General features: G+C 61.3%; 18 protein-coding genes. 13 read left to right on the top strand and 5 right to left on the bottom strand.

The annotated features are described in order from the left end of the window. Positions 1-71: 71 nt before the first annotated feature. Both ACQ4WO_RS04740 and ACQ4WO_RS04735 read right to left on the bottom strand, forming a co-directional pair. The gene (locus tag ACQ4WO_RS04740) at positions 72-1,394 is read right to left on the bottom strand and encodes a homoserine dehydrogenase (RefSeq protein ID WP_034750424.1); all 1,323 of its coding nucleotides are present in this window, start codon (positions 1,392-1,394) and stop codon (positions 72-74) included. A 76-nt stretch (positions 1,395-1,470) separates the two neighbouring features. Continuing rightward, complete coding sequence (locus ACQ4WO_RS04735) at positions 1,471-2,700, bottom strand: pyridoxal phosphate-dependent aminotransferase (protein WP_034750427.1); 1,230 nt, start codon at positions 2,698-2,700, stop codon at positions 1,471-1,473. A 423-nt stretch (positions 2,701-3,123) separates the two neighbouring features. Between ACQ4WO_RS04735 and ACQ4WO_RS04730 the strand changes: the two genes are divergently transcribed. From ACQ4WO_RS04730 to ACQ4WO_RS04685, 10 genes are all read left to right on the top strand, one after another. Beyond that, on the top strand, positions 3,124-3,516 hold the full coding sequence (locus ACQ4WO_RS04730; RefSeq protein ID WP_436480420.1) for an Mth938-like domain-containing protein: 393 nt from the start codon (positions 3,124-3,126) through the stop codon (positions 3,514-3,516). Next, positions 3,513-5,186, top strand: coding sequence for a glycosyltransferase family 39 protein (locus tag ACQ4WO_RS04725; RefSeq protein WP_436480419.1), 1,674 nt, complete (start codon positions 3,513-3,515; stop codon positions 5,184-5,186). Before ACQ4WO_RS04730 ends, ACQ4WO_RS04725 begins: the two co-directional genes overlap by 4 nt. A gap of 207 nt (positions 5,187-5,393) precedes the next feature. Then, on the top strand, positions 5,394-6,530 hold the full coding sequence (locus tag ACQ4WO_RS04720; RefSeq protein WP_436480418.1) for a DegT/DnrJ/EryC1/StrS family aminotransferase: 1,137 nt from the start codon (positions 5,394-5,396) through the stop codon (positions 6,528-6,530). An 11-nt stretch (positions 6,531-6,541) separates the two neighbouring features. Next, a complete protein-coding gene (locus ACQ4WO_RS04715; RefSeq protein ID WP_436480417.1) occupies positions 6,542-7,537 on the top strand; it encodes a glycosyltransferase in 996 nt (331 codons plus the stop codon). Next, positions 7,537-8,454 carry a formyltransferase gene (locus tag ACQ4WO_RS04710; protein ID WP_436480416.1) on the top strand — a complete coding sequence of 306 codons (918 nt, stop codon included), beginning with the start codon at positions 7,537-7,539 and terminating at the stop codon, positions 8,452-8,454. Before ACQ4WO_RS04715 ends, ACQ4WO_RS04710 begins: the two co-directional genes overlap by 1 nt. A 21-nt stretch (positions 8,455-8,475) precedes the next feature. Then, the gene (locus ACQ4WO_RS04705; RefSeq protein WP_230517331.1) at positions 8,476-9,528 is read left to right on the top strand and encodes a bifunctional UDP-4-keto-pentose/UDP-xylose synthase; all 1,053 of its coding nucleotides are present in this window, start codon (positions 8,476-8,478) and stop codon (positions 9,526-9,528) included. Continuing rightward, positions 9,528-10,487: a polysaccharide deacetylase family protein gene (locus ACQ4WO_RS04700; protein WP_436480415.1), complete on the top strand. Its 960-nt coding sequence runs from the start codon at positions 9,528-9,530 to the stop codon at positions 10,485-10,487. The genes ACQ4WO_RS04705 and ACQ4WO_RS04700 overlap by 1 nt, the downstream gene beginning before the upstream one ends. A 75-nt stretch (positions 10,488-10,562) precedes the next feature. Then, positions 10,563-11,033, top strand: a complete 471-nt coding sequence (locus ACQ4WO_RS04695; protein ID WP_034785468.1) for a peroxiredoxin — start codon at positions 10,563-10,565, stop codon at positions 11,031-11,033. A 288-nt stretch (positions 11,034-11,321) separates the two neighbouring features. Beyond that, positions 11,322-13,109, top strand: coding sequence for a PhoH family protein (locus tag ACQ4WO_RS04690; RefSeq protein ID WP_436480414.1), 1,788 nt, complete (start codon positions 11,322-11,324; stop codon positions 13,107-13,109). Between the two features lie 138 nt (positions 13,110-13,247). Further along, positions 13,248-13,922 carry a site-2 protease family protein gene (locus tag ACQ4WO_RS04685; protein WP_436480413.1) on the top strand — a complete coding sequence of 225 codons (675 nt, stop codon included), beginning with the start codon at positions 13,248-13,250 and terminating at the stop codon, positions 13,920-13,922. A gap of 38 nt (positions 13,923-13,960) precedes the next feature. On the opposite strand, the gene ACQ4WO_RS04680 is transcribed toward ACQ4WO_RS04685, so the two are convergent. Continuing rightward, entirely contained in the window at positions 13,961-15,643 is a 1,683-nt protein-coding gene (locus ACQ4WO_RS04680; RefSeq protein WP_436480412.1) for a serine hydrolase, read from the bottom strand. Between the two features lie 195 nt (positions 15,644-15,838). Between ACQ4WO_RS04680 and yidD the strand changes: the two genes are divergently transcribed. From yidD to ACQ4WO_RS04665, 3 genes are all read left to right on the top strand, one after another. After that, positions 15,839-16,264, top strand: coding sequence for a membrane protein insertion efficiency factor YidD (yidD, locus tag ACQ4WO_RS04675; RefSeq protein ID WP_436480411.1), 426 nt, complete (start codon positions 15,839-15,841; stop codon positions 16,262-16,264). Positions 16,265-16,529: 265 nt separating this feature from the next. Next, a complete protein-coding gene (locus ACQ4WO_RS04670; RefSeq protein WP_436480410.1) occupies positions 16,530-17,471 on the top strand; it encodes a bestrophin family protein in 942 nt (313 codons plus the stop codon). 83 nt (positions 17,472-17,554) lie between these two features. Beyond that, on the top strand, positions 17,555-17,755 hold the full coding sequence (locus ACQ4WO_RS04665; RefSeq protein WP_034750458.1) for a heavy-metal-associated domain-containing protein: 201 nt from the start codon (positions 17,555-17,557) through the stop codon (positions 17,753-17,755). A 47-nt stretch (positions 17,756-17,802) separates the two neighbouring features. Here the strand turns inward: ACQ4WO_RS04665 and ACQ4WO_RS04660 are convergent, their stop codons facing one another. Together ACQ4WO_RS04660 and cueR are read right to left on the bottom strand one after the other, a co-directional pair. Next, positions 17,803-18,525: a glutathione S-transferase gene (locus tag ACQ4WO_RS04660; RefSeq protein ID WP_436480409.1), complete on the bottom strand. Its 723-nt coding sequence runs from the start codon at positions 18,523-18,525 to the stop codon at positions 17,803-17,805. Between the two features lie 21 nt (positions 18,526-18,546). Further along, positions 18,547-18,966: a Cu(I)-responsive transcriptional regulator gene (gene cueR, locus ACQ4WO_RS04655; protein ID WP_225242080.1), complete on the bottom strand. Its 420-nt coding sequence runs from the start codon at positions 18,964-18,966 to the stop codon at positions 18,547-18,549.

The following is an 18,966-nucleotide window of genomic DNA, read 5'->3' as shown; positions in this document are numbered from 1 at the left end:
TAATCCGACCTACATCACAAACGAAAAACGGCGCCCGCGGGCGCCGTTTTGCATGGGTCGCTTGAAAACGCTCAGCTGAGGTTTTCCAGGCGGATCTTGGTGACGGTGCCCACCACGCTGTTCAACGCTTCCATTTTCTCGATGGCGGCCGTGACGTTCTTTTCCTGCGTCTGGTGCGTCAGCATGATGATGTCCGTGTGCGTCTCGCCCTCGGCCGGCTCTTTTTGCAGCATGGCGTCGATCGAGATGCCGCGTTCGGCCAGGATGCGCGTGAGGTCGGCCAGCACGCCCGGCTGGTCGGCCACGTGCATGCGCAGGTAGTAGCTGGTGGTGATTTCGGACATCGGCAAAATGGCGATATCGGTCATCGCGTTCGGCTGGAACGCCAGGTGCGGCACGCGGTGTTCCGGGTCGGCCGTGGCCAGGCGGGTGATGTCGACCAGGTCGGCGATCACCGACGAAGCGGTCGGTTCGGCGCCCGCGCCACGGCCCGAGTACAGGCTGGCGCCGACGGCGTCGCCATGCACGAGCACCGCGTTCATGGCGCCTTCCACGTTGGCGATCAGGCGCTTGGCCGGGATCAGGGTCGGATGCACGCGCAGCTCGATGCCTTCCACGCCGTTGACGGTGGCGCGCTTGGTGATGCCCAGCAGCTTGATGCGGTAGCCCAGTTGCTCGGCGTAGCGGATGTCGACGGCATTGAGGTTGCTGATGCCTTCCACGTAAGCCTTGTCGAACTGCACCGGGATGCCGAAGGCGATGGCCGACATGATGGTGGCCTTGTGCGCGGCATCGACGCCTTCGATGTCGAAGGTGGGGTCGGCTTCCGCGTAGCCGAGTTCCTGCGCCTGTTTCAGCACGGTGGCGAAATCGAGGCCCTTGTCGCGCATTTCGGACAGGATGAAATTGGTGGTGCCGTTGATGATGCCGGCGATCCATTCGATGCGATTGGCCGTCAAGCCTTCGCGCAGCGCCTTGATGATGGGGATGCCGCCGGCGACGGCCGCTTCGAAAGCCACCATCACGCCCTTGTCCTGGGCGGCGGCGAAGATTTCGTTGCCGTGCACGGCCAGCAGGGCCTTGTTGGCCGTGACCACGTGCTTGCCGTTGGCGATGGCCTGCATCACCAGGGTTTTCGACAGGTCGTAGCCGCCGATCAGTTCGACGACGATGTCGATCTCGGGATCGTTGACGATCAGGTGCGGGTCATTGACGACCTTGCAGCCGCCGGCGACGAGCGCTTCGGCGCGCGCCACGTCGCGCACGGCGACGGCGACGACTTCAATGCCGCGGCCAGCGCGGCGCTTGATTTCTTCCTGGTTGCGTTTCAGGACGCTGAACGTGCCGTAACCGACATTGCCCAGGCCCAGCAGGCCGATCTTGATGGATTTCATAGTTGTGCTTGACTGCTCATAAGTGGCGCCCCTTTGGGCGGCGCCAGGTTGATCGAGATTGCTGCTGCTGGCTGATTCAGCCCCGGCCGTGGCGCTTGCGGTAACCTTCGAGGAAGCGCGCAATGCGCCCCATGGCCTCGGTCAGGTCATCGGAATTGGGCAGGAAGACGACGCGGAAATGGTCGGGCGCGATCCAGTTGAAGCCCGTGCCCTGCACGATCAGGACCTTCGCTTCGGCCAGTAATTCATAGGCAAACTGCTGGTCGTCGGCGATCGGGTAGATCTCCGGATCCAGGCGCGGGAACATGTACAGCGCGGCCTTCGGCTTGACACAGGTGACGCCCGGAATATCGGTCAGCAGCTTGTGCGCCAGATCGCGCTGTTTCAACAGGCGCCCGCCGGGCCCCACCAGGTCTTGTATGCTCTGGTAGCCGCCAAGCGCCGTCTGAATGGCAAACTGCCCCGGCGCGTTGGCGCATAGCCGCATCGAGGCCAGCATGTTAAGGCCCTCGATGTAATCTTTTGCGTGGCGCTTTTCGCCCGAGACCACCATCCAGCCGGAGCGGTAGCCGCAGGAGCGGTAATTCTTCGACAGGCCGTTCATGGTGATGAACAGCACGTCGTCGGCCAGCGAGGCGATCGACACGTGCTCGGCTTCGTCGTACAGCACCTTGTCGTAGATCTCGTCGGCGAAAATGATCAATTGGTGCTGGCGCGCCAGTTCGACGATCTGCAGCAGCACGGAAACCGGGTACAGCGCGCCAGTGGGATTGTTCGGGTTGATGACGACGATGGCCTTGGTTTGCGGCGTGATCTTGCGGCGCATGTCCTCGATGTCGGGATACCACTCGTTCTGTTCGTCGCACACATAGTGCACGGGATTGCCGCCCGACAGGCTGACGGCGGCCGTCCACAGCGGGTAATCGGGCGCCGGCACCAGCACTTCGTCGCCACTGTTGAGCAGCGCGTTCATCGACATGACGATCAGTTCGGAAGCGCCATTGCCCAGGTAAATGTCATCGATGGTCACGCCGGCGATATTCTTGCCTTGCGTGTAGTGCATGACGGCCTTGCGCGGCGCGAACATGCCTTTCGAATCCGTATAGCCGGCCGCATTCTGCAGATTGAGCATCATGTCGCGCACGATCTCGTCGGGCGGATCGAAGCCGAATACGGCCAGGTTGCCGATATTGAGCTTGGTGATCTTGTGGCCTTCTTCTTCCATTTGCCTGGATTTTTCCAGGACCGGGCCGCGGATGTCGTAGCAGACGTCCGCCAATTTATTCGATTTCTGAATCGGTCGCAAAATAAATCCCTGTCGTGATGCGGCGCGGTGACCAGAACTTGCAGCGTGGCCGCCGCGCCAGAACTATGAACCCGTGAAACTGCGATGCGAAAGACTGCAAGGCGAAAACAACCATTCTCGCCGAAAACAGGGCATTTTATCAAATTAAACATGGCGAACCGCAGCATTTGACGCCGATTCTGCCACGCCGGTGCATCCGGACGGCAATCTGGCGGGCGCCATCTTCATCTTCCCTTAATCTTGCAGCATTACCATGGCGTCAGCATGCACCGCCACCGTGGCGCCGAACATTGCAATTTGGAAAGGATGTTGCTTTTCAGTCGCTCTTTTCTGTCATTTATGGCATGCTTACGCCCTTGGCCGCGGCACGCAGTTTGGCCGCGCGCGCACCGATCAACCGACACGACCAGCCCCGATATCGCCATGAAACTCCACGCCAGCAGCACCCAACAATACCAGACTGTCACCGGCTATGACGAAAACGGCGTCGAGATCAATGCCCAGCCGTACAACTACAGCCTGATCGTCATGCCGGAAACACCGCCACGGGCGTGGGAAGTGGACAGTTTCGAGGAATTGAACGAGGCGCATTTCGCGCAAATCCTGGCCGACGCACCCGACGTGGTCATCCTCGGCACGGGCGAGCGCCAGCGCTTCGTGCATCCGAAACTGACGGCCGCGCTGACCATGCGCCGCATCGGCGTCGAATGCATGGATAGCCAGGCCGCCTGCCGCACCTACAATATCCTCATGGGCGAAGGCCGCAAAGTCACGCTGGCCCTGATCCTGGCCCCGGCCGCAGGCAAGACCGCATGAAAATCAATGTCAATGAACTGCACTCGTCACGGGTGCTGATGTGGTCCCTGCTGGGCATCTTCATCGTCGTCACGCTGTATGCGCTGGGTATCCGTACCCTGGTGCCGCCCGACGAGGGCCGCTACGCCGAGATGGCGCGCGAAATGTTCGTCACGGGCGACTGGATCACCACGCGCCTGAACGGCATCAAGTACTTTGAAAAACCGCCGCTGCAAACGTGGATGAATGCGCTGACCTTCGCCGCCTTCGGCCTGGGCGAATGGCAGGCACGCCTGTGGACTGGCCTGTGCGGCATCATCGGCGTGTGCATGACGGCGTATGCGGGCAAGAAAGTGTTCGGCCCGCGCGTGGGCCTGTATGCGGGCCTGGTTCTGGCGTCGAGCCTGTTCTGGCTCGCTTCGGGCCAGATCAATTCGCTGGACATGGGCCTGTCGGGCATGATGACCCTCACCCTAGGCAGCCTGCTGATCGCCCAGCGCGACGACGCCACGGCGACTGAGCGGCGCAACTGGATGCTGGCCTGCTGGGCCGCCATGGCGCTGGCCGTGCTGGCCAAGGGTCTGATCGGGATCGTGCTGCCGGGCGCCGTGCTGGTGCTGTATTCGCTGTGCGCGCGCGACTGGCGCATCTGGACCCGTTTGCACCTGGTCAAGGGCTTGCTGGTGTTCTTTGCCATCGCCGCGCCGTGGTTCGTGCTGGTCGCGCTGCGCAATCCGGAACAGCCGCATTTCTTCTTCATCCACGAGCACTTCCAGCGCTTCCTGATGAAGGGGCACAAGCGCGAAGGCGCCTGGTACTACTTCCTCGTGCTGCTCATTCCCGGCATCCTGCCATGGATAGGCGTGCTGCCGCAAAGCCTGGCCGCCGCCTTCAAGCGCCAGGCAGGCACCTTCCAGCCCCGCTTGATGCTGCTGATCTGGGCCGTCTTCATTTTCTTCTTCTTCAGCTATTCGACCTCGAAGCTGCCTGGTTATATCGTGCCCGTCTTCCCCGCGCTGGCCTTGCTGGTGGCGCTGTACCTGGAATCGGCATCGCGCCGCCAGCGCCTGTTCGCCGCCGGTCTGCTGTGCGTGCTGGGCGCGGCCATCCTGATCGGCGGACCGATCGCCTTCAGTAGGGCCAGCGCACGCGACGCGGATGCACTGGTCGCGCTCAAGGGCTACCAGCCATGGCTGATGGCGGCCGGCTTCTTCGCCCTGGCCGGCGGCGCCCTGGCCTTGCTGCATGCGCGCCAGCTGCGCCGCGACATGACCGTGCTGACGATTGCCGGCGCCGGCTTCCTGGCCACGCACTGCATCCTGGCCGGCTCCGAACTGTATGGCCAGAACCGCGCGGGCACCGACATGCTGCCGCAGATCCAGGCCGAACTGACGGCCGATACCAAGCTCTATTCGGTCGGCATCTATGAACAGTCGCTGACGTATTACCTGCAGCGGCCCGTGATCCTCGTCGATTACTGGGATGAGTTTACGTTTGGCCTGAAACAGCAGCCGGTACTGTCCATCCCGAGCATCGAGACTTTCATCACGCAATGGACGAACGATACCAACGCCGGCGTGCGCGACATGGCCATTATCAGCCTGGACCGTTACAAGGAATTACAAGAGCGTGGCGTGCCCATGCGTGTTGTCGCCGAGGATGCGCGCCGCATGGTCATTGCCAACAAATAGTGTTTAACTGGGGCGCGAAGCAGCACGGATCGCGCCCCCGGCCAGCTTGCCCCGCCCCCGCAGCAGCAGGATTTTTTTCACTGCTGAACCGGCTGCGCCGCCATACTGACGATATAAAATAGCCATGCCTGCCGGCCGCGTTTGAGCGCACGGCAGCCTTGGTGACACCGATACCCTGACACCATACCGACCCAAGAGCCGCACCCCATGACTTCAACCCTGCCCTTTTTGCCATTTTCCAAACCCACCATCGACGAAGCGACCATCGCCGCCGTCGGCGAAGTGCTGCGCTCGGGCTGGATCACCAGCGGCCCGAAAGTGCAGGCCTTCGAAGCCCAGCTGTCCGAGTATTTCGGCGGGCGTCCCGTGCGCACCTTCAATTCGGGCACGTGCACCATGGAAATCGCGCTGCGCATCGCCGGCATCGGCCCCGGCGACGAAGTCATCACCACGCCCGTGTCGTGGGTAGCGACGGCCAACGTCATCATCGAAGTGGGCGCCACGCCCGTGTTTGCCGACATCGACCCCGTCACGCGCAATATCGACCTCGACAAACTGGAAGCGGCCATCACCGCGCGCACGAAAGCCATCATCCCCGTCTACCTGTCCGGCTTGCCCGTCGACATGGACCGCCTGTACGCAATTGCTGACAAGTACAATTTGCGGGTCGTGGAAGACGCTGCGCAAGCGTTCGGCTCCACGTGGAAAGGCAAGCGCATCGGCGCGTTTGGCGACTTCGTCTCGTTCAGCTTCCAGGCCAACAAGAACATCACCACGGGCGAAGGCGGCTGCCTCGTCCTGAACAACCTGGAAGAAGCCAAGCTGGCCGAGAAATACCGGCTGCAGGGCGTGACGCGCAGCGGCGTCGACGGCATCGACGTCGACGTGCTGGGCGGCAAATACAACATGAGCGACATCATGGCCGCGATCGGCCTGGGCCAGTTCGCCAATATCGACGCCATCACGGCCCACCGCCGCGCGCTGGCACGCCACTATTTCGCGCAATTCGGCAGCGACTTCGAAGCGCAGAGCGGCGCCCAGCTGCCCGTGCAGGATTTTGAAAACAGCAACTGGCATCTGTTCCAGATCATCCTGCCCGACAACGGCCCCGGCACGCGCGCCGCCTTCATGCAGCAAATGGCGCAGCAAAACGTGGGAACGGGCTATCATTACGCACCGATCCACCTGTTTACCATGTACCGCGAACGCGGCTTTACCGAGGGCATGTTCCCCGTCTCGGAAAAGATCGGCCGCCTGACCGTGACCTTGCCGATGTTCTACGCCATGACGACACAGGACGTGGAACGCGCCGTCGCCACCGTCAAATCCATCCTCATCAAATGAGCAGCGCGCCGATGAAACCTGAACTGTCCGTTATCATTCCGATCTACAACGAGCAGGATGGCCTGGCCGCCCTGTTCGCCCGCCTGTATCCAGCCCTCGACGCTCTGCAGACAAGCTACGAGATCATCTTCGTCAACGATGGCAGCCGCGACAATTCGGTGGCCATCCTGGCGGAACAGTTCCGCCAGCGCCCCGACGTCACGCGCGTGGTCTTGTTCAACGGCAATTATGGCCAGCACATGGCCATCCTCGCCGGTTTTGAAGCGTCGCGCGGGCAGATCATGGTCACGCTCGACGCCGACCTGCAGAACCCGCCCGAAGAAATCGGCAACCTGGTGGCGAAGATGCGCGAAGGCTACGATTACGTGGGTTCGATCCGGCGCAAGCGGCAAGATTCCGCCTGGCGCACCCTGGCCTCGAAGATGATGAACCGGCTGCGCGAGCGCATCACCAACATCAAGATCACGGACCAGGGCAATATGCTGCGCGCCTACGGCCGCAACGTGATCGACCTGGTCAACCAGTGCGCCGAAGTCAACACCTTCGTCCCCGCCCTGGCCTACACGTTTGCCCGCAAGCCCACGGAAATCACCGTCGAGCACGAGGAACGGGCAGCCGGCGAATCGAAATATTCGCTGTACAGCCTGATCCGTCTCAATTTCGACCTGGTCACGGGCTTTTCGCTGATCCCCCTGCAAATTTTCTCGATGCTGGGCATGCTGCTGTCGCTCAGTTCGGCCGGACTGGTGATCTATCTGCTGGCGCGCCGCTTCCTGTTTGGCGCCGAGGCGCAGGGCGTGTTCACCCTGTTCGCCATCGCCTTCTTCCTGATGGGCGTGATCCTGTTCGGCATCGGCCTCGTGGGCGAATACGTGGGACGCATCTTCCAGCAAGTGCGCGCCCGTCCCCGCTACGTGGTGCAAACCATCCTGCAGGACGGCATGGCCCAGGCGGAAGCCGAGGCGCCATCATATGTGCGCCTGGAAAAACGCCAGGTGGGCCGCTGATGGGCGCCCCGCGCGCCGTCGTCTTCGGCTACCACAATGTGGGCGTACGCTGCATCAAGGTGCTGCTGGCCGGCGGCGTCGATATCGGCCTCGTCGTCACGCACGAAGACAGCCCCACGGAAAACCTGTGGTTCGAATCCGTCGCCAGCCTGTGCCAGGCCGAAGGCATCCCCTACATCACGCCATCGGACGCGCGCGCGCCCGAGCTGCTGGCGCAGGTGCGGGCGGCAACACCGGACATGCTGTTCAGCTTTTACTACCGCCACATGCTGCCGGCCAGCATTCTGGAAGTCGCGCCTGCCTACAATATGCACGGTTCGCTGCTGCCGCAGTTCCGCGGCCGCGCACCGGTCAACTGGGCCGTGCTGCATGGCGCCCCGCAAACGGGCGCCACCCTGCATGAAATGACGGTCAAGCCGGACGCCGGCGCCATCGTCGCGCAAACGGCAGTGCCCATCCTGCCCGACGACACGGCTTTCGAAGTCTTCGGCAAGGTCACCGTGGCGGCGGAGCAAACCTTGTGGAACGTGCTGCCGGCCTTGCTGGACGGCACGGCGCCGCGCCAGCTCAACGATTTGCGCCAGGGCGGCTACTTCGGCGGACGCACGCCGGAAGACGGCCGCATCGACTGGGAGTTACCGGCGCAGCAGGTCTACAACCTGCACCGGGCCGTCGCGCCGCCCTATCCCGGCGCGTTCACCGAAGTCAATAATGTTATTTACACCATCGAAACAGCCCGTTTAAGCAAGCATTCAGCAGGAAGTTTGCCACCGGGCTTGGCCGTAGTGGATAATTGCATCGTTGGCGTCTGCGGAGACGGCCACATGCTGGCCATTTCCGCGCTGAGGGCTGCCGGGGAGCCGATTTCGGCTCAGCAATTGCAAGCAAGTCTGACCACCCGCGTCAGCACACACTGATATCACACAAGAGAATCTCACATGAAAAAAGTCCTCATCTTAGGCGTCAACGGCTTCATCGGCCACCACCTGTCCAAGCGCATCCTGGAAACCACCGACTGGCATGTCTACGGCATGGACATGAACACGGACCGCATCACGGAATTGCTGGAAGATGACAACTACAAGTCGCGCATGCACTTCTTCGAAGGCGACATCACGATCAACAAGGAATGGGTCGAGTACCACGTCAAGAAGTGCGACGTGATCCTGCCGCTGGTGGCCATCGCCACGCCATCGACCTACGTCAAGCAGCCGCTGCGCGTCTTCGAACTGGACTTCGAAGCCAACCTGCCTATCGTCCGCTCGGCCGCCAAGTACGGCAAGCACCTGGTCTTCCCGTCGACCTCGGAAGTGTATGGCATGTGCCATGACGAGGAATTCGATCCGGAAAACTCGGAACTGATCTGCGGCCCGATCAACAAGCCGCGCTGGATCTATTCCAACGCCAAGCAGCTGATGGACCGCGTGATCTGGGGCTACGGCATGGAAGGCTTGAACTTCACCCTGTTCCGTCCATTCAACTGGATCGGCGCGGGCCTGGACTCGATCCACACGCCAAAAGAAGGTTCCTCGCGCGTGGTGACGCAATTTTTCGGCCATATCGTGCGCGGCGAAAACATCTCGCTGGTCGACGGCGGCGCGCAAAAACGTGCGTTCACCTACATCGACGACGGCATCGATGCGCTGATGCGCATCATTGCCAACAAGAACGGCATCGCCAGCGGCAAGATCTACAACATTGGCAATCCGACCAATAACTATTCGATCCGCGACCTGGCCGGCATGATGCTGACCCTGGCCGCCGAATACCCGGAATACGCCGAAGGCGCGAAACACGTGAAAATCGTGGAAACGACCTCGGGCGCCTACTACGGTGCCGGCTATCAGGACGTGCAAAACCGCGTGCCGAAAATCACGAATACCTGCGAAGAGCTGGGCTGGGCGCCGACCACCACCATGGCCGATTCCCTGCGCAATATTTTCGACGCCTACCGCAGCCAGGTAGCCCAAGCCAAAGCCCTGATGGATTAATGTTGAGCAAGCCGTTCCTGACCCTGAAAATCGACGTCGATACCTATCGCGGCACCCGTGAAGGCATGGGCAATCTGGTGCGCATGCTGACCGCGCACCAGGCCAAGGCCACCTTTCTGTTCTCGCTGGGCCCCGACCACACGGGCTGGGCCCTGCGGCGCGCCTTGCGGCCCGGCTTTTTCAGCAAGGTGTCGCGCACGTCGGTAGTCGAGCACTACGGCTTGAAAACATTGATGTACGGCACCTTGCTGCCGGGACCCGATATCGGCAAGCAATGCGCGGCGCAATTGCGCGCCGTGCGCGATGCCGGTTTCGAGTGCGGCATCCACACCTGGGATCACACCCTGTGGCAAGACAACGTGGCCAAGCGCAACGCCGCCTGGACCATCAACATGATGCGCAAGGCCGCCAACCGCTACGAACAGGTGTTTGGCGCCAAGCCGCACACGCACGGCGCGGCCGGCTGGCAAATGAATGTCAGCGCCTTTGTCGAACACGACACGGCCGGCTACCGCTTTGCCTCCGATGGCCGCGCCATGCTCGATGCGCGCGGCGCCATGGCGCAGCCTTCGCAAGGCCCGCACCGCGTGCGCAACGGCAACACCATCCTGCAATGCGTGCAACTGCCCACCACCCTGCCCACCCTGGATGAATTGCTGGGCTGTGAAATCGACGGCAAACTGATCACGACCGGCAATGTTGCAGAGCATATATTGTCGCTGACGGCGGACAATCCCCGCGATCACGTGTATACCTTGCATGCGGAACTTGAAGGACAGAAACTCGCCCCCATTTTCGAACAACTGCTGGCTGGCTGGAAAGCCCAGGGCTACCAGTTTGCAGCGATGGGCGATTATTATGAAAAGATAAAAGAGTCGGACTTGCCCGTTTGCCCCATCACCTGGGATGAGTTGCCAGGGCGTTCGGGACGCCTGATTGTGCAGGGCAAAGCGGCCTGAATGCTGTATTGTTGCACCTGGATGCGTTGCCAGATTAAAAACCAGCGCTGATGATCACCGTTCAGGAGAGAACCTGTGGCTGATAGCCAATCCCTCGTTAGCATACCCGACTTTAGCGCCGCCATGACCAGCGGCAAAACCTTTCAGTTGCTGGGCCGCCCGGCCAAGGCCACCGTGCTGTTTTTCTATCCGAAGGACAACACCCCTGGCTGCACCACGGAAAACATCGCTTTCCGGGATGCGTATTCGCAATTCGTCGCCGCCGGCGTGGAAATCTACGGCATCAGCCGCGATTCCCTGCGCTCGCACGAAAGCTTCAAGGCCAAGCTGGAGCTGCCATTCGAGCTCATTTCCGATCCGGACGAAGCCGTTTGCCTGCTGTTTAACGTCATGAAGATGAAACAGATGTACGGCAAGACGGTCCGCGGCGTCGAGCGCAGTACGTTTGTGATTGACGCCCAGGGCCGATTGGTGAAAGAATGGAGAGGCGTGAAGGTCGCAACTCACGTGGAAGAAGTGCTGGAATTCGTAGCGCATCTGAATTGATCGTCCATTTTGATCCAATGCGTGTTGTCGGCTTCCAGCGAGCCTGGTTCAACCGCAGTTCAGTCACGGTACCTATCGCCATTTTGAGTCAACGAAGCGCCTCCATCCACTCCACCAGGCGGGCCAGCAGCCCGCCGATGGCGTCCATGACCGGCCATGCTGCCGGCCTTCCGGCAGTTTCTCGTCCTGTAGCATTGTTGTTCCCCTCGCATCCCCCCATGAGAAGTGCCGCCAGAAGCTGGCTGCCCATGGGAGATTCATTCCAGAAATTTTTTGATTGAGATCCTGATGCCACTGCCAAAATTACCGAGCAAGCCAGCCACCATCCTGGCCACCCAAGATTACCCAACCGCAGGCGCAGCGCGCCCGGCCACCAAAACCCCGGCAGCCAAGAAAGTGGCTGCACCGATCATTGAAGCGGCGATCGCCGAAGTTGCCAAACCGGTCCGCAATGCGGCCACGAAGATCAAGCAAGTGGCGGCCCTGATGGTCGCCAAGCCTGCACCTGCGCCAGCCGTTGCCGCGCCTGCAGCGAAAGCCAAGCCGGCCGCAAAAGGCAAGGTCACGCCGATCAAGCCCGCCAAGCAAGCCGAGCAGCCGCATCCGGCCAAGCACAAGCCTGTGGAAGTGCAGCTCAAGTCGTCCGCCAGCCGCGCCGCCGACCAGCGCGGCATCAGCAAGCTGTTCGTGCTCGACACGAACGTGCTGATGCACGATCCATCGTCGCTGTTCCGCTTCGAGGAACACGACGTGTATCTGCCGATGATGACCCTGGAAGAGCTGGACAACCATAAAAAGGGCATGACGGAAGTGGCGCGCAATGCACGCCAGGTCTCGCGCACGCTCGACGCCCTGATCAGCAACACGGACGACGACGCCATCGAACACGGCATCCTGCTGTCCAAGCTGGGCAACAAGGACGCCAAGGGCCGTCTGTTCTTCCAGACGCGCTTGCAAAGCGCCGACCTGCCGGCTGGCTTGCCAGTGGGCAAGGCCGACAACCAGATCCTCGCCGTCGTGCGCTCGCTCGAGTCGGAGCAGGAAGGCCGCCCTGTCGTGCTGGTGTCGAAAGACATCAACATGCGCATCAAGGCGCGCGCGCTGGGCTTGCCGGCCGAAGATTACTTCAATGACCATGTGCTGGAAGACACGGACTTGCTGTACTCGGGCATCGTGCAATTGCCGGACGACTTCTGGAACAAGCATGGCAAGGACATGGAATCGTGGCAGGAAAGCAAGAACGGCTACAGCTCCACGTTCTACCGCGTGACGGGCCCGTTCATTCCATCGTTGCTGGTCAACCAGTTCATCTATCTGGAACCGAAAAACGGCGAAACGCCGTTCTACGGCCAGGTGAAACAGATCAACGGCAAGACGGCCGTGCTGCAAACCCTGCGCGACTTCAGCCACACGAAGAACAATGTGTGGGGCGTGACGGCGCGCAACCGCGAACAGAACTTCGCGCTGAACTTGCTGATGAATCCGGAATGCGACTTCGTCACCCTGCTGGGCCAGGCCGGTACCGGCAAGACCCTGCTGGCCCTGGCCGCCGGCCTGGCGCAAGTGCTGGAAACCAAGCTCTACAATGAAATCATCGTTACCCGCGTCACGGTGCCGGTGGGCGAAGACATCGGTTTCCTGCCAGGCACGGAAGAGGAAAAGATGTCGCCATGGATGGGCGCCTTCGACGACAATCTGGAAGTGCTGAACAAGTCCGACTCGGATGGCGGCGAATGGGGCCGTGCGGCAACGCAAGACCTGATCCGCTCGCGCATCAAGATCAAGTCGCTCAACTTCATGCGCGGCCGCACGTTCGTGAACAAGTTCCTCATCATCGATGAAGCGCAAAACTTGACGCCGAAGCAAGTCAAGACCCTCGTCACGCGCGCCGGTCCCGGCACGAAGATCCTGTGCCTGGGCAACATCGCACAGATCGACACGCCGTACCTGACGGAAGGTTCGAGCGGCCTGACCTACGTGGTCGATCGCTTCAAGGGCTGGACCCACAGCGGCCACGTCACCCTGGCCCGCGGCGAGCGCTCGCGCCTGGCCGACCACGCTAGCGAAGTGCTGTAAGTGATAGCGGGCGGCGCAAGCTGCCCAGTCAACTCAAAGCCCCGGCTGCAGCGATGCGACCGGGGCTTTTTTCATGTGCGCGACTTTTCGTGGCGCCGTGTTCTAATACCGCTCCATTTCCTCTGGACACATTGCCCGATGCATCCCGCCTTTCAGTTGTTGCTCTGTTTCATACTCTTCATGCTCATCCACATTTCCGTCATGGCCGCGTGCGCCCGCGCATTGGGCATCACCGTGCGCGGCATCAGCTACGGCGTGGGGCCGACCCTGCTGACCGTGGGGAAAATCCACCTCAAGCTGCTGCCCCTGGCCGGCAATGTGGTACTGAAAGATACGCGCGAGGAAACCTTGTATGACGACGATCGCTGCCTGGACGCCTATAACTTCCAGCCGCTGTGGAAGCAGGTGCTGCTGCCATTGAGCGGCGTGGGAATGCTGCTGGCCTTGTCGCTGGGCATCATGGGAGCCTCGGGCTGGGAGCGCTTTGTCGCTGCCTTCGGACAAATCATCCACGGCGCGCTGGCGCCGTTGTCGACGGCGCAGGCATTGCTGGGGGATGGAGAAAGCTTTGCCCGCACGCACGGCTTTGCGCTCGTGTTCGCCCTGTTCTCATTGAAACTGTGCGCGTTCAACCTGCTGCCGTTTGCCGGCTTGAACGGGGGCCAGGCGCTGCTGGCCATCGCGCGCGGCGGCAAGCCGTACGTGGCGTGGGAAGAGTCCGTGGCGAAGTGGCTATTGCTGCCGGGGCTGGCTATCTTGCTGGCGTGGGTGGCGGCGTTCGGCTGGTATGGCTGGCAAGCCATGTCGGCGTAGGCCGGCTTGGCGCTTGCGTGCAAGCCGGCCTGCACACATCAATTCACCCTTTTGGCCGGCATGTCCTGCCCTTCCTGGCGCAATACCAGCTGCTCGGTCTTGCCGCTGGCATCCTTGCTGAAACGCACTTCCGCATCGACTTCGTTCGAGAAGAAAGCCGTCTCGCTCATCGGCAGCATGGCCAGCTTGCGGAAACCAGTCACCTGGGCAAAGAATTTATCGCCTTCGCGCGTCACTTCCAGGTACACCTCGGGCGCCAGCGCATACCTGCCAACGTAGGCATCGAATTGCGCATGCGTCATGGCGACCACGGCGCGAGCCGGCTTGACGGCGCTGGCGCGCTCGTGCACGGACTTCGATTCGCCGCCATCGTTGAGGATCAGCTGCGCTTCACCCTTCGGTCCCCGCTCGAATTCGGCCGTCGTCAGCGTATTTTCAATCAGGAAACCATTTGGAGAATACGCCAGCATGCGCTGCGCCGGGCGGCCCGTACGCTGCAGCAGCAGATTGCCCTCGAAATTGCGGATCGTGTAGCCGGCCTTGTCGTTGATGGCGTACATGCCCGCATAGGCGTCGAGGATGGCGGGCTTGAGCGTGATGACCTTGATCTCCGGATACGGCCGGCCCACGGCGACGGCGGCTGCCTTGCGGGCGACCACATCGGGATCGACCAGGCCCGTGTCCGAATTTTCCAGCACGGCCACGTAGACTTTTTCCTTCGGCAAACGCATCGCATACGTGGCAAAGCCATTGATGCCGCCGCCATGGTGGATGACGGGCGTGTTTTGCCAGGTGCCCAGCATCCAGCCATAACCGTAGCGAGTCGCCTTGCCGTCGTTCAGTTTGACTGGCGTGAACGCTTGCTGCCAGGTGGCCGCCTTGAGCAGCTTGCCGTCCGACATGGCCGCATCCCAGCGCGCCAGATCGTCCACGGTGGAAACGAGCGCACCGGCCGCATACGGCTGCGTCATGCTCAAGGGCAGGTTCGGCACATATGCGTCGCCCGAACGGATATGCCCGGCCGCGCGCTTGGCAGGCTGGCGCTCGTGGCCTTCATAGGCTGTATCGTTCATGCCCAGGGGCACGAAAATCTGCTGTTCCACAAACGTGGCATACGGCTGGCCCGCAGCCTTTTCGATAATGGCGCCCAGCAGGAAATAGCCGGAGCTGCTGTAGCGCCACTGCGTGCCCGGTTCAAAGTCGAGCGGGTCGTTCTTGAAAAAATCGATCATCTGCGCCACGCTCAAGTCTTTCGTGCTGTTCGGCACGAATTCAGGCTTGACCGTGTAGTCGTGGATGCCGGACGTGTGCGCGAGCAATTGCTCGATCGTGATTTTCTTGCCGTGGGTTGGATAGTCGGACAGGAATTTCGTGATGTCATCGGTGATGGCCAGCTTGCCCTGGTCGGCCAGCAGCAGGATGGCGACGGCCGTGAATTGCTTGGAAATCGAGCCTAGGCGCAGTGACATGTCCGGCGTCAGCTGCGTGCCTTCCCGCACGCTGGCCAGGCCATACGCCTTGCGCAGCAATGGCTGGCCATCCTTGACGACGATTACGACGGCACCAGGCTCGCCGGATTTGTAATAGGGCGCGATGCTGGCGTCAATTTGCGCGGCCAGCGCTTGCTGCTGCTGGCTCAGGGGCGCTGGCTGGCCAGCCCAGCCGGCTGGCGCTTGCAACAGGATCAAGGTGGCGAGACAGATGCTGGAAACTTTAAACATGCGGATCACTTTCACAGGAAAGATAAACAAGTTTGGTCGCTCCCCTGGCGGCAGCTATCGGGATGACATGTTGCTGTAGGAAATATTTCCAAATAGCTCATTCAGCCTAACAGACGCGACCTGAGCAATTCTCTCCATTTGTTACATTGATAATTTATGCTTGCCCGACGCTATGCATTTCGGGATACCTGTCGTATGCTCGAAGCTCCGTTTTACGACCATCGCAAAGGAGGCATCATTCTCACGCTCAATACCTGTGGCAAGCTCCTGGCCCTGTGGGCCATTCGCGCCTACCAGCGCTACCTGTCGCCATGGAAGGGTTTTTCCTGCGCCTACGGCGTGCTGACGGGGCGCGACAGCTGTTCCGCCTATGGCTACCGGGTGATTGAACGTCATGGCTTGCGCACGGGCCTGCCCTTGTTGCAACGCCGCTTGCGCGCCTGCGGCGAACGGCATCGCCAGCACCTCGCACTGCATCCTCAGGCACGGCGCAGCGGCAGACATCTGGCCCAGGCGGGCTTTTGCGATTGCGACATCCCCTCGCCAGACTGTCACCATTGCTCCTGCAACCCATGCGACTTGCTTGATTGCGACTGGCCCAGACGGAAAAAGAAACAGTAATTTCAGTAGTTATATGAATTTAAATTACAAATGAAATATTCATTCATGAAATGAATAATGCCCATTATCACTGTGAATTGGCTTGAAGCGGAGCGGCGGCCTATACTCAAGCCGTCTCCCCTACTCCGCTTCCCATGCACACCCTGCTCAGCCCGCATATATCGCGGGCTTTTTGTTCCCGGTCATTGCCGTTCTGTCTTTCCTCTTTTACCGATCACCGGGCGCGCCGTTCCCCGCCAGCCCAGCCCCCGACAGGGAGCGCAGCATGATCGTGCGCGAGCGTCCTTCGGCGCTAAGGCTGTTCCTCGTGGTGCGCGGTTCCGTCCTGCCGCGCATCCGCACCACGCTGATCGTCAATACCCTGATCGCCACCCTCGTCACGTGGTGCCACGGCACCCTGTTCGACCACAAGGTGATCCTCACGACCATCCCGTTTACCCTGATCGGTTTGCCGCTGGCCATCTTCCTGGGCTTTCGCAATACGGCCGCCTACGACCGCTACTGGGAAGCGCGCAAGCTGTGGGGCGAACTGGTCTTGCGCAGCCGTAATTTCTCGCGCCAGTGCCAGACGATGATACGCGGCGACACGCCGGCCCACGCGAAGCTGGGCCTGGAAGACGTGCGCGTGCGCATGATTTACCGCACCATCGCCTTTTGCCACGCCTTGCGCCACCAGCTGCGCGACACGCGCGGGCCGGCCGACTTGCAACCACTGCTGCGCCCGGCCGAATGGGAAGCGGCCTGCAAGGCGGCGAACCCGTCCGACTACCTGATGCTGCAGATGGGCCACGACCTGGCCGACTGCGTCCGGCAGGGCCGCATCGACAGCATCCTGGCCACGCAGATCGACAACACGGTCTCGGCCATGGTAGCGGCGGGCGCTTCGTGCGAACGCATCCGCAGCACGCCGATCCCGTTCTCGTATTCGCTGCTGCTGCACCGCACGGCGTATTTGTACTGTTTCCTGCTGCCCTTCGGCCTCGTCGATTCGCTCGGATTCATGACGCCGTTCGTCGTCGCCATCGTCGCCTACACCTTCTTTGGCCTCGACGCGCTGGGCGACGAGATCGAGGAACCGTTCGGCGAGGATGCCAACGATCTTCCCCTGTCGGCCATGTGCCGCGCCATCGACATCAGCTTGCGTGAATCCGTGCAGGACGACAAGGTGCCGCCGCCCATGCAAGCTGTCGATTTCCTGCTGAATTGATCCGTAGGGCAGCTTTCCCCTTGACCTTACCATCGGGGGAAGGCTTACAGTGGACACACTTAACCATTCAAGGAGTGCTTGCCATGTATCAGTTACAAGTTGAAAACATGAGCTGCGGCCATTGCGTCGGCTCGGTCACGAAAGCGGTGCAAGCCATCGATCCGCAAGCCCAGGTGCAGATCGACCTGGCCAGCAAGCGCGTCACGGTGGAATCGCCCGCAGAACTGGGCGCCATCAGCGCGGCCATCGTGGAGGCCGGATTTCCCGTCACCAGCGCGCAATAACAGCCACAGCAGCGTCACGACAGCCGGCCATTGCGCCGGCTGTTTTTTTATCCGTCCAGTTCGGGATAATGGCGGAAGATGCCGTCCTCATTGAAAGCGATTCTGCGCTTCGAGCGCAGGTAGCGGGCAATGTTCGGCCGCGCCGCCACCGTGTCGTGCAGGTCGGACAAGGCGGGATAAGCAGGCGTCAGGCGCGCCATGGCTTGCGGAAATGCATGGTGCAAGCCGGCCAGCATCTGGAACAGCGACAGGTCGCCATACGTGAGCCTGGCACCCACCAGATACTGGCCGCGGCCGTTCAGCAACACTTGCGTGAAATAATCGAGAAACTTGGGTAAACGTGTTTGGCGGAAATCGGCGCTGCGCAGCATGGCCGCCTGCTTTTGCTCTTCGTAATATTGATTCACCGACAGCGGATGGTGCGTGTCGTGTACTTCCGACAGCCAATCGGCCATCGTCAGCTGCAGCTGGTTCAGCCACAATCGGCCGCTTTCCGCGCGCGGCGCCAGGCCCAGGCGCCGGCCCAGGTAGAACAGGATATTCGTCGTCTGGCCGATCAGCAGTTCGCCATCGCGCAGCACGGGCGGCGCGTAGGCGGGCTGTGGCGTGCTGCCGCCATCGAGGCAGACCAGCATGGCGGGAACGCCTTGCCCCTTGCGCTCAGGCAAACGGGCGACGTCGCGGTACTCGGCGCCCGCCTCTTCCAGGGCCAGACGGATGAATTCGCCACGCCCCTGTATCGTGGGCCAGTAGTACAGTTCATACGCCATATGCACCTCCGTTGACTTACATCAAGGGCAACATGCTTTCGCTTCCTTGTCGCCGGCCAGCCCCAGGCTTTGCAGGATGGGGCAATCGGGCTTGTCGTCGCCGTGGCACGATTGCGCCAGGTGCGCCAGGGTATCGCGCATTTCCGTCAGTTCGGCGATGCGCTTGTTGAGCTCGGCGACGTGGGCCAGCGCGATGCCTTTCACGTCCGCGCTGGCGCGCTGGTCGTTTTGCCACAGCGACAGCAACTCGCGGATCTGCTCGAGCGAAAAGCCCAGGCCCCGCCCGCGCTTGATGAAACGCAGGGCGTGCAAATCGTTCGGCGTGTAGATGCGGTAGCCGGCGTCGCTGCGCGCGCTGGGTTTTAACAATGAAATGCTTTCATAGTAGCGTATCATTTTTGCCGATACGCCCGTCTCGCTTGCCGCCTGGCCGATATTCAT

It is taken from the genome of Janthinobacterium aestuarii, from assembly GCF_051380835.1.
GTDB lineage: Bacteria > Pseudomonadota > Gammaproteobacteria > Burkholderiales > Burkholderiaceae_D > Janthinobacterium > Janthinobacterium aestuarii.
The sequence above is the reverse complement of the archived record's forward strand: the minus strand, read 5'-3'. Positions and strand labels throughout refer to the sequence as shown.

Excerpts from the sequence above, each read along its gene's own strand:
- ACQ4WO_RS04740 (WP_034750424.1), bottom strand. The coding sequence starts at position 1,394 with ATGAAATCCATCAAGATCGGCCTGCTGGGCCTGGGCAATGTCGGTTAC.
- ACQ4WO_RS04730 (WP_436480420.1), top strand. The coding sequence starts at position 3,124 with ATGAAACTCCACGCCAGCAGCACCCAACAATACCAGACTGTCACCGGC.
- ACQ4WO_RS04725 (WP_436480419.1), top strand. The coding sequence starts at position 3,513 with ATGAAAATCAATGTCAATGAACTGCACTCGTCACGGGTGCTGATGTGG.
- ACQ4WO_RS04720 (WP_436480418.1), top strand. The coding sequence starts at position 5,394 with ATGACTTCAACCCTGCCCTTTTTGCCATTTTCCAAACCCACCATCGAC.
- ACQ4WO_RS04715 (WP_436480417.1), top strand. The coding sequence starts at position 6,542 with ATGAAACCTGAACTGTCCGTTATCATTCCGATCTACAACGAGCAGGAT.
- ACQ4WO_RS04710 (WP_436480416.1), top strand. The coding sequence starts at position 7,537 with ATGGGCGCCCCGCGCGCCGTCGTCTTCGGCTACCACAATGTGGGCGTA.
- ACQ4WO_RS04705 (WP_230517331.1), top strand. The coding sequence starts at position 8,476 with ATGAAAAAAGTCCTCATCTTAGGCGTCAACGGCTTCATCGGCCACCAC.
- ACQ4WO_RS04700 (WP_436480415.1), top strand. The coding sequence starts at position 9,528 with ATGTTGAGCAAGCCGTTCCTGACCCTGAAAATCGACGTCGATACCTAT.
- ACQ4WO_RS04690 (WP_436480414.1), top strand. The coding sequence starts at position 11,322 with ATGCCACTGCCAAAATTACCGAGCAAGCCAGCCACCATCCTGGCCACC.
- ACQ4WO_RS04685 (WP_436480413.1), top strand. The coding sequence starts at position 13,248 with ATGCATCCCGCCTTTCAGTTGTTGCTCTGTTTCATACTCTTCATGCTC.
- ACQ4WO_RS04680 (WP_436480412.1), bottom strand. The coding sequence starts at position 15,643 with ATGTTTAAAGTTTCCAGCATCTGTCTCGCCACCTTGATCCTGTTGCAA.
- yidD (WP_436480411.1), top strand. The coding sequence starts at position 15,839 with ATGCTCGAAGCTCCGTTTTACGACCATCGCAAAGGAGGCATCATTCTC.
- ACQ4WO_RS04670 (WP_436480410.1), top strand. The coding sequence starts at position 16,530 with ATGATCGTGCGCGAGCGTCCTTCGGCGCTAAGGCTGTTCCTCGTGGTG.
- ACQ4WO_RS04665 (WP_034750458.1), top strand. The coding sequence starts at position 17,555 with ATGTATCAGTTACAAGTTGAAAACATGAGCTGCGGCCATTGCGTCGGC.
- ACQ4WO_RS04660 (WP_436480409.1), bottom strand. The coding sequence starts at position 18,525 with ATGGCGTATGAACTGTACTACTGGCCCACGATACAGGGGCGTGGCGAA.
- cueR (WP_225242080.1), bottom strand. The coding sequence starts at position 18,966 with ATGAATATCGGCCAGGCGGCAAGCGAGACGGGCGTATCGGCAAAAATG.